Here is a 12,440-nt window from a genome sequence, read left to right as displayed (position 1 = left end):
TCAGATCTCGTCGAGCCGCCGGCCGGACAGCGCACGCTTGATGCTCTTGTCCATGCGGCGCGCCGCGAATTCGTCGGTGCCGTCGGCGAGCGCCTTGGTCGCGGTTTCGATCGCGTGGGCGTCGTCGCCCGCGGCGATCGTGCGCAGCGCCGCGACGAGCGCGTCGACCTGCTCGCGCTCGTCCGCGTCGAGCAATTCGCCGTCGGCCGCGAGCGCCGCCTGCGTCGCCTCGATCATCCGCTCGGCCTCGACCTGCGCTTCGCGCAGCGCGCGCGCACGCATGTCGATCTCGGCGGTCTTGAAGCTGTCCTCGAGCATCTTGGCGATATCGTCGTCGGCGAGGCCGTACGATGGCTTTACGACGACCGACGCCTCGACGCCCGACAGCTGTTCGCGCGCGAACACCGACAGCAGGCCGTCCGCGTCGACCTGATAGGTCACGCGGATGCGCGCCGCACCGGCCGTCATCGGCGGGATGCCGCGCAGCTCGAAACGCGCGAGCGACCGGCAGTCGGCGACGAGTTCGCGCTCGCCCTGCACGACGTGGATCGCCATCGCGGTCTGGCCGTCCTTGAAGGTCGTGAATTCCTGCGCGCGCGCGATCGGAATCGTCGAATTGCGCGGAATGATCTTCTCGACGAGGCCGCCCATCGTCTCGACGCCGAGCGACAGCGGGATCACGTCGAGCAGCAGCCAGTCGTCGCCGTTGCCTCGATTGCCGGCCAGCAGATCGGCCTGAATCGCCGCGCCGAGCGCGACGACCTGATCGGGATCGAGGTTGACGAGCGGCGGCTGGCCGAAAAACTGCTCCACGGCCGCGCGGATCACCGGCATGCGCGTCGCGCCGCCGACCAGCACGACGCCCTTGATGTCGGCCGGGCTCACCTGCGCGTCGCGCAGCGCCTTGCGGGTCGGCGTCAGCGTGCGCTGCACCAGCGGCTCGACCAGCGCGGCGAACGTGTCGTGCGAAATCGTCTGCACGAGATGCGCGCCGCTCGACAGCGTCACATCGAGCGACGCGTGCGGCGCCGACGACAACGCCTCCTTCACCACCCGCACGCGATCGAGCAGCAGCCGCACGTCCTCGGGCGCGAGCGTGTGCGCGTCGATGCCGGCCTGCGCGAGCACGTGGCCGAACAGCGCGTGATCGAAATCGTCGCCGCCGAGCGCGGAATCGCCGCCCGCGGCGAGCACTTCGAACACGCCCTTGGTCAGCTTCAGGATCGACAGGTCGAACGTGCCGCCGCCCAGGTCGTACACCGCATAGAGGCCTTCCGACCCATTGTCGAGGCCGTAGGCGATCGCGGCCGCGGTCGGTTCGTTCAGCAGGCGCAGCACGTTCAGACCGGCGAGGCGCGCGGCGTCCTTGGTCGCCTGGCGCTGCGCGTCGTCGAAATACGCGGGCACCGTGATGACCGCGCCGACCAGCTCGTCGCCGAGCGTGTCCTCGGCCCGGTAGCGCAGCGTCGCGAGAATCTCGGCCGACACTTCGACCGGGCTCTTCACGCCGTCGATCGTGCGGATCTGCACCATCCCCGGTGCGTCGACGAATTCATACGGCGCGTTCGCCCCGCCTTCGACCTCGGCCTTGCCGCGGCCCATGAAGCGCTTGACCGACACGATGGTGTTGCGCGGATCGGTCGCGGCCTGCTCCTTCGCTTCGTAGCCGATGCGGCGGCCGCCCTTCTCCAGGTAGCGCACCACCGACGGCAGCAGGACGCGGCCCGCTTCGTCCGGCAGCACTTCGGGCACGCTGTTGCGCACGGCGGCGACGAGCGAATTCGTCGTGCCGAGATCGATGCCGACGGCAAGCCGCCGCTGGTGCGGCGCCGGCGCCATGCCCGGTTCGGAAATTTGCAGTAAAGCCATCTTGGTTCGTTCGGGCGCTCGGCCCGTTTGCTGCGCGTGCCGCGAGGCACGCGGTTAAGTTTCGAGACGCTCGATCTGCGCGCCGACTTCCGACGCGACCCGTTCGATGAACATCAGCTGGCGCACGGCCTCGGCGGCGGCCTGGTCGGCGCCGCTGTCGAGCAGCGTGCCGAGGCGCTCGATGCGCACGCGCTTTTCGTCGCGCAGCTCGGCGAGCAGCGCGTCGAGCGCGTCGACGTTGCGCGCGGCCGCGGCATCCTCGATGCCTTCGCGCCATTCCATCTGCTGCATCAGGAACGCGGGCTCCATCGCGGTGTTGTTTTCCGCGCCGATGTCGACGCCGCGCAGCGACAGCAGATAGCTCGCGCGCTGCAGCGGATCGCGCAGCGTGCGGTACGCCTCGTTCGCACGGGTCGCCCATTGCATCGCGATGCGCTTTTGCGCGTCGCCCGCCGCTGCAAAGCGGTCCGGATGCACCTGCGTCTGCACCGTGCGATACGCGTCGTCGAGCGCCGCGTCGTCGAGCGCGAATTGCGCCGGCAGGTGAAACAGGTCGAAGTGGCTGTCTTTCAGCGAAACCATCGTCGCGTTCAATTCCGGTTCGTTGCGCGGCGAACGCCGCACATTAAAAAGGCGGCTCGTGCCGCCTCTTGCCCGCATTGCGCGGAAACCCGCGTCGTCACACGCGGAACGATTCGCCGCACCCGCACTCGTCCTTCACGTTCGGGTTGTTGAACTTGAACCCTTCGTTCAGACCTTCGCGCGCGAAGTCGAGCTCGGTGCCGTCGATGTACGCGAGGCTCTTCGGATCGACGACGACCTTCACGCCATGGCTCTCGAACACCTGATCCTCGGGGGCCAGCTCGTCGACATACTCGAGCTTGTACGCGAGCCCCGAGCACCCGGTCGTGCGAACGCCAAGCCGCAGGCCAACACCCTTGCCGCGCCGGACGAGGTATTTCTGGACGTGCTGTGCTGCTTTTTCGGTCAGTGTAATTGCCATGATGTCCTTGCCGCGGTGCGCGGCCAGCGCGCACCCGGTTCCTTCACAAGCCGCTCGTTGCCGCTCAGGCTGCTGCCTGATCGCCTTCCTTGGTGTCGTGGCGCTTCTTGTAGTCGGCCACGGCTGCCTTGATCGCGTCTTCCGCGAGGATGGAGCAGTGAATCTTCACCGGCGGCAGCGCCAGTTCTTCGGCGATCTGCGTGTTCTTGATCGAGAGCGCCTCGTCGAGCGTCTTGCCCTTCACCCATTCGGTCACGAGCGAGCTCGATGCGATGGCCGAACCGCAGCCGTAGGTCTTGAACTTCGCGTCTTCGATCACGCCGTCCGCGCCGACGCGGATCTGCAGCTTCATCACGTCGCCGCAGGCGGGCGCGCCGACCATGCCGGTGCCGACCGCGTCGTCGTCTTTCGCGAACGAACCGACGTTACGCGGGTTTTCGTAGTGATCCAGAACCTTGTTGCTGTATGACATGACTCAGACTCCTTGACTCGTTACGTCTGCGTGCGTAAATCCGCGCGCGAATGTATGCAATGCGGTGTTCAGTGTGCAGCCCATTCGATCGTCGACAGATCGATGCCTTCCTGGTGCATTTCCCAGAGCGGCGACAGCTCGCGCAGCTTCGCGATCTTGCCGTTCAGCAGATCGATCACGAAGTCGACTTCCTCTTCCGTCGTGAAGCGGCCGACCGTGAAGCGGATCGAGCTGTGCGCGAGTTCGTCGTTGCGGCCGAGCGCACGCAGCACGTACGACGGCTCGAGCGACGCCGACGTGCACGCCGAGCCCGACGACACCGCGACGTCCTTGATCGCCATGATCAGCGACTCGCCTTCGACGAAGTTGAAGCTGATGTTCAGGTTGTGCGGCACACGGTGCTCCATGTCGCCGTTCACGTAGGTTTCCTCGATCTGCGACAGGCCGCGCAGCAGCTTGTCGCGCAGCATCCGGATGCGCTCGTTCTCGGTCGCCATTTCTTCGCGCGCGATGCGGAACGCTTCGCCCATGCCGACGATCTGGTGCGTCGCCAGCGTGCCCGAACGCATGCCGCGCTCGTGGCCGCCGCCGTGCATCTGCGCTTCGATGCGCACGCGCGGCTTGCGGCGCACGTACAGCGCACCGATGCCCTTCGGGCCGTAGGTCTTGTGCGCCGAGAACGACATCAGGTCGACCTTCAGCTTCGCGAGGTCGATCTCGACCTTGCCGGTCGACTGCGCGGCGTCGACGTGGAACACGATGCCCTTCTCGCGGCAGATCTCACCGATCGTCGCGATGTCCTGGATCACGCCGATCTCGTTGTTCACGTGCATCACCGACACGAGGATCGTGTCCGGGCGCAGCGCGGCCTTGAACACGTCGAGGTCGAGCAGACCGTCTTCCTTCACGTCGAGATAGGTGACCTCGAAGCCCTCGCGCTCGAGTTCGCGGCAGGTGTCGAGCACGGCCTTGTGCTCGGTCTTCACCGTGATGATGTGCTTGCCCTTGCCCTTGTAGAAGTGCGCGGCGCCCTTGATCGCGAGGTTGTCCGACTCCGTGGCGCCCGACGTCCAGATGATCTCGCGCGGGTCCGCATTCACGAGCGCAGCCACCTGCTCGCGCGCTTCCTCGACCGCGTGCTCCGCGTCCCAGCCGTAGGCGTGGCTGCGCGACGCCGGGTTGCCGAACCGCTCGCGCAGGTACGGCACCATCTTGTCGACCACACGCGGATCGACCGGCGTCGTCGCGCTGTAATCCATGTAGATGGGCAGGTGGAGGGTCTGTTGGGTCATCTGTCGCTCCGGGGATTCTGTGCAGGGACTATGTGCGTTATGGGTGTGCGGGGTGCGCGGTGGTGTACGACGCTCACGAACTCGCGATGTTGAACACCGAATTCGGGCCGAGCGGCATCGTGCGAACCGGCTCGGCCGGCGCGGCGGCCGGCTCGGGCGTACGCCGGTCACGCAGCACGGCCGGCGCGCCCTCGCGGGCGCGCTGCTGATCGACGAGATCCTGCAGCGAAACCGAATCGAGGTACTCGACCATCTTCTGGTTCAGCGTCGACCACAGCTCGTGCGTCATGCAATGACCGTCGGGCTGCTTCGAGCCGTCGCACGCGCCCTTGCCGCCGCATTGCGTCGCGTCGAGCGGTTCGTCGACCGCGATGATGATGTCGGCGACGGTGACGTCCTGCGCGCGGCGCGCGAGGTTGTAGCCGCCGCCCGGGCCGCGCACGGATTCGACGATTTCATGCCTGCGCAGCTTGCCGAACAGCTGTTCGAGATACGAGAGCGAAATCCGCTGGCGCTGGCTGATGCCTGCAAGCGTCACCGGGCCCTGCTCCTGGCGCAGTGCCAAGTCAATCATCGCCGTGACGGCGAAACGGCCTTTGGTGGTGAGTCTCATGGTGTCTAGGGGACTGCAATCTTGACGATTTTGGTCAAGTATAAATATTTGACGTTTTTAGTCAAGTATCCATGTCTTCGAAAGGGTATTCGCAGAACGCTGAATACGGGTCGCGCTTCAGCGTGCGACGTCGCGACGCAGCGTGTCGAGCAGGCCCGCGCAGGCGTGTTCGACCTGATCGAGCACCTGTTCGAAGCCGTGTGCGCCGCCGAAGTAAGGATCGGCCACTTCGGCGACGGTCGCGCCCGGCGCGAATTCCATCAGCAGCCGCACCTTGTCGCGATGCCGGGGCGGGCAGCGCCGGCGCAGTTCCGCGAGATTGGCTTCGTCCATCGCGAGCAGCAGGTCGAACGCTTCGAAGTCGGCCGCGCTCACCTGCCGCGCGCGCAATGCCGAAAGATCGTAGCCGCGCGTGCGGGCGGCCGCCTGTGCGCGCGTGTCGGGCGGCTCGCCGACGTGCCAGTCGCCGGTGCCGGCCGAATCGACCGCGATCCGATCGGCCAGCCCGGCCGCGTCGATCTGATGACGCATCACGCCTTCCGCGGTGGGCGAACGGCAGATATTGCCCAGACAAACGAAACAGATCGCAACGCGGGTCATCGCACTATCGGAAAGCCGCGGCAAGCCGCGTCGGAGAGGAACGCGCCATTATACAAAGGCGCACGAAATCGCGCCGCGGCGCAAAGCGCCGGCCGCCTGTCCTACAGCGCCTTCGGCGCGGCGAGCATCGCGTCGCCGGACGCGCCCGAGATCGGCTTCGCGGCGTCGTCGACCAGGCCGAACGACACGGCGCGCGCGAGTTCCGCCGACGCCTGATGCACGGCGAGCGGGCCCCGCGACGGTTCGTCGCTCATTGCGTGCAGATAGGCGGCCGCGGCGAGCGGAACGACGATTGCCAGCGGCCAGTACATCGATATTGTCTTTCTCATGATGCGGCTCCTTGACCTGATGTCCCGAAACCCGGTTTCGGTGACGATAAGCAAGATTCTATAGACCGCATCTATCAAGATAAATATGCGAATAGCGAACGCACTGTTGTCGCTCGATGAACAGTCCTCAGCCGAGATGGCTTTGCGACGCGGCGTACAGTTCGCGGAACGTGCGGCCGGTCGGCGTCGGCATGTCGCGGGTGTCCATCCAGCCGCCCATCATCGGCAGGCGGCGCAGCGTCCCGCCGCTGCCGCCCAGGCGCTCGAGGATGCGCACCGCGAGCTTGGTCGTCAGCGCGTACAACATCGGGCGCCGCGCGAAGAAGCCCCACGCGGCGAGCCCCGCGCGCTCGCGCCACGGCCGCAGATGGCGCTCCACCTGCTTCTCGCGCAACGTGCGCAGCAGGTGCGACAGCGGGATGCCGGCCGGGCACACGCTGTCGCATTCGCCGCACAGCGTCGCGGCCTGCGGCAGGTCGAGCGCGCGATCGATGCCGACGTAGCTCGGCGTCAGCACCGAGCCCATCGGGCCCGGATAGACCCAGCCGTACGCGTGGCCGCCGACCTTCTGGTAGACCGGACAGTGGTTCATGCACGCGCCGCAGCGGATGCAGCGCAGCATCTCCTGGAATTCGCCGCCGATCAGCCCCGTGCGGCCGCCGTCGACGAGCACCACGTAGTTGTGCTCGGGGCCGTCCTCGTCGCCGGGGCCGCGCGGGCCGGTGAGCAGCGAGAAATAGTTCGAGGTCTTCTGCCCGGTGGCCGAACGCGGCAGCAGGCGCATCGCGGTCGCGAGATCCTCGAGCGTCGGGAGCACCTTCTCGATGCCGGTCACCGCGACGTGCACGCGCGGCATCACCGTACACATCCCTTCGTTGCCTTCGTTCGTGACGACCGCGACCGAACCCGTCTCGGCGATCACGAAGTTGCCGCCCGTCACGCCCATGTCGGCCGACATGAAATGCGGACGCAGCACGTCGCGCGCCTCGCGCGTCATGTCGGTGATCTCGGTCAGCCGCTCGCGCTGGTGCGTGCGCGCGAACAGGTCGGCAATCTCGTCCTTGTCCTTGTGCACGACGGGCGCGATGATGTGGCTCGGCGGCTCGTTGTCGTTGATCTGCAGGATGTATTCGCCGAGATCCGTCTCGATCGACTGCACGCCCATCTCGGCGAGCACCGCGTTCAGACGCATCTCCTCGGACACCATCGACTTCGTCTTGATGACCTTTTTGACGTCGTGCCGGCGCGCGATGTCGGCGACGAGCCGCGCGGCGTCCGTGGTCGTTTCGGCGTACAGCACCGTCGTGCCGCGCCGCGTCGCCTCGCGCTCGAACGCCTCGAGCCACACGTCGAGATTCTCGAGCGCACGGTTGCGGCGCGCCTTCAGCGCGGCGCGCGTGGCCGGGAAGTCGATCGCGGTCATCGCGTCGGCGCGCGCCGACACGAATTTCGTCGACAGCTTCTTCAGGTTCTGCTGCAGACGCTGGTCGGCGAGTTTCTGGCCGGCGCGCGCCTTGAAATGCATCGATTGGACTTGCATCGCGGGATCGGGAAAAAGTGAGCGGAACCGGGCGTCAGACGTCGCCCGCCAGCACTTGCGCGATGTGCAGCACGCGCGTGTCGCGGTCGCCGGTGCGGCGCAACCGCCCTTCGATGTTCAGCATGCAGCCGAGATCGCCGAGCACGACCGCGCCGGCGCCGGACGCGCGCACGTTCGCGCATTTTTCGTCCGCGATGGCCGCCGAAATGTCGCCGTACTTGACCGAGAACGTGCCGCCGAATCCGCAGCAGTGCTCGCAGTCCTTCATCTCGTTGATCGCCACGCCGCGCTGCGCGAGCAGCGCGCGCGGCTGCGCCTTGACGCCGAGCTCGCGCAGGCCGGAGCACGAGTCGTGATAGGTGACGGGGCCGGTGAATTCGCCGGGCGCGAGCGTGACCTTCGCGACGTTCGCGAGAAAATCGGTGAGTTCGTAGACCTTCTGCTGGAGTCGCCCGTAGCGCGCCATCAGTTCGGGATCGTCGCGGAACAGGTCGCCGTAATGCGCGCGGATCATTCCGCCGCACGAACCCGACGGCGCGACCACGTAATCGAACTGCTCGAACTCGCGCAGCGTCTTCTCAGCGAGGTCGCGCGCGAGCGCGCGGTCGCCGGAGTTGTACGCCGGCTGCCCGCAGCAGGTTTGCGCAGGCGGCACGAACACCTCGTAGCCGGCTTCGCGAATCAGTTTCAGCGCCGAAAAACCGACTTCCGGACGCATCAGATCGACCAGACAGGTCACGAACAAACCGACTCGCATACGTGCTCCTTCGAGAAAACGGGTCTCATTATCCGCCGTTTGGCCGGCAAGACCAACGCCGGCGCGCACGCCGTAACCGGCCCGCCGGAAACGAGGGGTTCCTCGAACGGCGTTCGCTTTTTTCACGATACGAGATACAATCGACGCAACCCGCTTGATGCGTCAACCGATTCTCCGCCGATTTTTCCGCCGATATGACCCAACCCACCCCGGATTCCAAAACCTCGATCCAGGTGATCGAACGGATGATGCGGCTGCTGGACGCGCTCGCCGCGCACAGCGACCCCGTCAGTCTGAAGGAACTCGCGCAACGCACGGAACTGCATCCGTCGACCGCGCACCGCATTCTCAACGACATGGTGACCTGCCGCCTCGTCGACCGCTCCGACCCCGGCACCTACCGGCTCGGCATGCGGCTGCTCGAGCTCGGCAACCTGGTGAAGGCGCGGCTGTCGGTACGCGACGCCGCGCTGATGCCGATGCGCGAGCTGCATCGCCTCACCGGCCAGACGGTGAACCTGTCGGTGCGCCAAGGCGACGAAATCGTCTACATCGAGCGCGCCTACTCGGAGCGCTCGGGGATGCAGGTGGTCCGCGCGATCGGCGGCCGCGCGCCGCTGCACCTGACGTCGGTCGGCAAGCTGTTTCTCGCCGCCGACGAAACCGCGCGCGTGCGCGCCTATGCGACGCGCACCGGGCTGTCCGGCCACACGCAGAACAGCATTACCGACATCGCGAAGCTCGAACGCGAGCTGGCCATCGTGCGCCAGCAATCGTGCGCGCGCGACAACGAAGAGCTGGAACTCGGCGTGCGCTGCATCGCCGCGGGCATCTACGACGACTCGGGCAAGCTGGTGGCCGGCCTGTCGCTGTCGGCCCCGGCCGATCGCCTGCAGGACGCGTGGCTCGGCCAGTTGAGCCGCACCGCGCTGACGATCTCCGAGGCGCTCGGCTACCGCCCGGCGCCCGCGAAAGAGACGGAAGGACTGCAGCGGCAGGCGTAATCCGCGCCGCGCCGACGGCTGCAACGAAAAAGCCCCGCGATTGCATCGCGGGGCTTTTTCGTTGTTGGGACATCGGTGCGGCGGGCCGGCCGCCGCAGCGCGATCAGGTGCCGCCGTTCGGCGTATTGGCTGCCGTGAGCCGCTCGCCGCCGCCGGCGTCGAGCCAGTTGCGCAGGCGCGACGCGTCGGCAAAGCGCGAATACTTGCCGAACGAATCGAGCAGCACCATCACCATCGGGCGGCCGTGGATCGTCGCCTGCATCACCAGACACTCGCCGGCTTCGTTGATGAAGCCCGTCTTCTGCAGGCCGATGTCCCACGAGCCATTGCCGCGAATCAGCGCGTTCGTGCTGTTGTAGACCAGCGTGCGCTTGCCCGTGTTCACGTCGTACGTACGGTCGGTCGAGAACTGGCGGATCAGCGGATACTGGTACGCGGCGTTGACCATCTTGACGAGGTCGCGCGCGCTCGACACGTTCGAGCTCGACAGGCCCGTCGAATTCTCGAAGTGCGTGTCGTTCATGCCGAGCGACTTCGCCTTCGCGTTCATCGCCGCGATGAACGCCGGGCGGCCGCCCGGGTAATAGCGCGACAGCGCCGCGGCGGCACGGTTCTCCGATGCCATCAGCGCGATGTGCAGCATGTCCTCGCGCGACAGGACCGAGCCGACCGACAGGCGCGAGCCCGTGCCCTTCTCGTAGTCGCGGTCTTCGTCGGTGACCTCGATCTGGTCGGTCATCGGCGCCTTCGAGTCGAGCACGACCATCGCGGTCATCAGCTTCGAGATCGACGCGATCGGCACGACGGCGTGCGAATTCTTGTCGAACAGCGGCTCGCCGGTGTTCTGGTCGACGACGTACGCGACGCTCGAGCGCAGCGCGAGCGCGTCGGGCGTGTCGTGCAGGCCGAATGCCTGGCCGACCGTCGGACGGCGCGGCTGGAACGCGACCTTGCGCACCGCGCCGTGATGGCCGCGCACGTTGGCCGCGAGCGTCGCCCGCTTGCGCGTGGCGCGCGGCGCTTCGGCCGACGCGACGTTCGCGGATTTGGCGGAGGCGGCCTTCACCGTCTTCTTCTTCGCGGACGAAGCGGAAGCGGCTTTCTTGGCGGCCTGGTGGGTCTTCGCAGTGGCGGCGACGGCGTCAGCGGGCGCGACGGTCGCGGCAGTCGCGAGCAACGCGACGGCGACCGACACAGCCGTGCCGAGCGTCATGCTCTGCAACAATCTGCGCGGTGAAAACGATTCGGCTTTCATTGGGGTCTGGACAAAGCGGGCGGGAGGTTTCCGCAAGTGTAGTTAAAGCTGAAAAAAAGAGCAATATTAGGCACTTACCGATCGTCTTTAAACCGGAATGTAAGGGTCGACCATGATGCGTCGATCGATCCTCCCGCCCCCATCGAAAAAATTCATGGGCCGCGCTGCCCGACAGTACCCGCCTCCCGATAACCACACGGTTAATTGAGATAACGTCACTTTGGCGACAAATTAAAGCGGGGAAAGTACGGATCCGGCGCTCGGCGGGCCAATGGCATCGGTTTCAACCACGGCGGCGGCACGTCGCCATGGTACGCATCGAAACGACGCGCTTTTCGACCGGAACAGAAGCATAACGTTCCAGGTGCCTGTCAGGTTTACCTGTGCTTGCCGATGGTGCACTGCGCGCTGCCGGGGCAGGCCGCGCAACATGTGGGATTGCGACTGAAATCGGTTCCGGACGGGCGAGTTAACTCGTTGTTTTATAGATAATTTGTCCCCATTGTGCAATGCACAAAAAGTGCTTGACAAGACTTTTCTGTGCCCTAAAATAGGACTCATTGTTGCGTTGCACAAAGCACGTCAACACGAAGTTCCCCGTCGTAGTGCCCTTTATCCCTGCGATCGACGCGATCGCTTTTCAGGAGCTTGACATGTCCTTGCTGACCCCCGAGCAAATCGCCGCCGCACAGAAAGCCAATCTCGAAAGCCTGTTCGGTCTGACGACCAAGGCGTTCGAAGGCGTCGAAAAGCTGATCGAACTGAACCTGCAGGTCGTGAAGTCGACGCTGACGGAAAGCCAGGAAAACGCACAGCGCCTGCTGTCGGTTAAGGACGCGCAGGAGCTGATCGCGCTGCAGGCAAGCCTGTCGCAGCCGGTTGCCGAGAAGGTGCTGTCGTACAGCCGTCACCTGTATGAAATCGCGTCGGCTACGCAAGCCGAGTTCGCGAAGGTTGCCGAAGCGCAATTCGACGAGCAGAACAAGAAGGTCCAGGCGCTCGTCGACAACGTCGCGAAGAACGCGCCGGCCGGTTCGGAAACCGCGGTTGCCGCGCTGAAGTCGGCGCTGAACGCAGCGAACACCACGTACGAAACGGTCCAGAAGGCTGCGAAGCAAGCCGTCGAGATCGCCGAGACGAACTTCAACGCCGCTGCTGCAGTCGCGACGAAGGCTGCGACCGCCGCCGCATCGCGCCGTTCGAGCAAGCCGGCCGCGTAAGCGTCAGCTGCTCCGGGAAAGGCCGCGCAGTGCGCGGCCTTTTTCATTTTCGGCAGCGGATTCGCGCGTGTGCCCGCGTTCGGCGTTGGCGTGACGCTGCGCCCGCACGAGACAGAACAAAACAAAACGCCGCCGCCCGGTACGACCGGACGGCGGCGTTTTTTCGCGACCGGCGCGAGGCCGGTCGTTAAGGCTGCGTCACTTCTTGCGTTGCGGCGGCAAGTCCGTGCAGACGCCTTCATACAATTCGGCGGCCATGCCGACCGATTCGCCGAGCGTCGGGTGCGGGTGAATCGTCTTGCCGATGTCTTCCGCGTCCGCGCCCATTTCGACTGCGAGACACACTTCGCTGATCAGGTCGCCCGCGTTCAGGCCGACGATGCCGCCGCCGATCACGCGATGGGTTGCCTCGTCGAAGATCAGCTTCGTGAAGCCTTCGTCGCGGCCGTTCGCGATCGCGCGGCCCGATGCGGCCCACGGGAACAC

At 65.9% G+C, this 12,440-nt stretch carries 13 protein-coding genes and 1 pseudogene; 2 read left to right on the top strand and 12 right to left on the bottom strand.

Annotated elements, in window-relative coordinates:
* The 10 genes from hscA to EX20_RS00025 all read right to left on the bottom strand — a co-directional run bounded on the left by hscA (position 1) and on the right by EX20_RS00025 (position 8,475).
* On the bottom strand, positions 1 to 1,869 hold the full coding sequence (gene hscA, locus EX20_RS00070) for a Fe-S protein assembly chaperone HscA (RefSeq protein WP_011885411.1): 1,869 nt from the start codon (positions 1,867 to 1,869) through the stop codon (positions 1 to 3).
* Between the two features lie 54 nt (positions 1,870 to 1,923).
* A complete protein-coding gene (hscB, locus tag EX20_RS00065) occupies positions 1,924 to 2,451 on the bottom strand; it encodes a Fe-S protein assembly co-chaperone HscB (protein ID WP_011885412.1) in 528 nt (175 codons plus the stop codon).
* Between the two features lie 97 nt (positions 2,452 to 2,548).
* Positions 2,549 to 2,872 (bottom strand): iron-sulfur cluster assembly protein IscA, encoded by a 324-nt coding sequence (gene iscA / locus EX20_RS00060; protein ID WP_011885413.1) that lies wholly within the window; start codon positions 2,870 to 2,872, stop codon positions 2,549 to 2,551.
* Between the two features lie 64 nt (positions 2,873 to 2,936).
* Positions 2,937 to 3,344, bottom strand: a complete 408-nt coding sequence (gene iscU, locus EX20_RS00055) for a Fe-S cluster assembly scaffold IscU (RefSeq protein WP_009691729.1) — start codon at positions 3,342 to 3,344, stop codon at positions 2,937 to 2,939.
* 68 nt (positions 3,345 to 3,412) lie between these two features.
* Positions 3,413 to 4,636 carry an IscS subfamily cysteine desulfurase gene (locus EX20_RS00050; RefSeq protein ID WP_034192429.1) on the bottom strand — a complete coding sequence of 408 codons (1,224 nt, stop codon included), beginning with the start codon at positions 4,634 to 4,636 and terminating at the stop codon, positions 3,413 to 3,415.
* A 73-nt stretch (positions 4,637 to 4,709) separates the two neighbouring features.
* Positions 4,710 to 5,249, bottom strand: coding sequence for a Fe-S cluster assembly transcriptional regulator IscR (gene iscR, locus EX20_RS00045; protein ID WP_011885415.1), 540 nt, complete (start codon positions 5,247 to 5,249; stop codon positions 4,710 to 4,712).
* A 117-nt stretch (positions 5,250 to 5,366) separates the two neighbouring features.
* A complete protein-coding gene (locus EX20_RS00040) occupies positions 5,367 to 5,849 on the bottom strand; it encodes a low molecular weight protein-tyrosine-phosphatase (protein ID WP_034192428.1) in 483 nt (160 codons plus the stop codon).
* 101 nt (positions 5,850 to 5,950) lie between these two features.
* Complete coding sequence (locus EX20_RS00035; protein ID WP_014723283.1) at positions 5,951 to 6,178, bottom strand: hypothetical protein; 228 nt, start codon at positions 6,176 to 6,178, stop codon at positions 5,951 to 5,953.
* A gap of 127 nt (positions 6,179 to 6,305) precedes the next feature.
* Positions 6,306 to 7,718 carry a lactate utilization protein B gene (locus tag EX20_RS00030; protein ID WP_034192427.1) on the bottom strand — a complete coding sequence of 471 codons (1,413 nt, stop codon included), beginning with the start codon at positions 7,716 to 7,718 and terminating at the stop codon, positions 6,306 to 6,308.
* Between the two features lie 34 nt (positions 7,719 to 7,752).
* Positions 7,753 to 8,475 (bottom strand): (Fe-S)-binding protein, encoded by a 723-nt coding sequence (locus EX20_RS00025; RefSeq protein ID WP_034192426.1) that lies wholly within the window; start codon positions 8,473 to 8,475, stop codon positions 7,753 to 7,755.
* 194 nt (positions 8,476 to 8,669) lie between these two features.
* Between EX20_RS00025 and EX20_RS00020 the strand changes: the two genes are divergently transcribed.
* Positions 8,670 to 9,479 (top strand): IclR family transcriptional regulator, encoded by an 810-nt coding sequence (locus EX20_RS00020; RefSeq protein ID WP_011885420.1) that lies wholly within the window; start codon positions 8,670 to 8,672, stop codon positions 9,477 to 9,479.
* A gap of 103 nt (positions 9,480 to 9,582) precedes the next feature.
* Here EX20_RS00020 and pbpG read toward each other — a convergent pair whose 3' ends face one another.
* Positions 9,583 to 10,734: a D-alanyl-D-alanine endopeptidase gene (gene pbpG / locus EX20_RS00015; protein WP_011885421.1), complete on the bottom strand. Its 1,152-nt coding sequence runs from the start codon at positions 10,732 to 10,734 to the stop codon at positions 9,583 to 9,585.
* Between the two features lie 653 nt (positions 10,735 to 11,387).
* On the opposite strand from pbpG, the gene EX20_RS00010 reads away from it, so the two are divergent.
* Complete coding sequence (locus tag EX20_RS00010) at positions 11,388 to 11,954, top strand: phasin family protein (protein ID WP_011885423.1); 567 nt, start codon at positions 11,388 to 11,390, stop codon at positions 11,952 to 11,954.
* Positions 11,955 to 12,152: 198 nt separating this feature from the next.
* Here EX20_RS00010 and EX20_RS00005 read toward each other — a convergent pair.
* Positions 12,153 to 12,440 (bottom strand): annotated as a pseudogene (locus EX20_RS00005) (dihydrolipoyl dehydrogenase); the annotation flags it as partial.

This window comes from Burkholderia sp. WP42 (assembly GCF_000745665.1).
Taxonomy (GTDB): Bacteria; Pseudomonadota; Gammaproteobacteria; order Burkholderiales; family Burkholderiaceae; genus Burkholderia; species Burkholderia vietnamiensis.
This window is presented reverse-complemented; position numbering and strand designations above follow the sequence as displayed.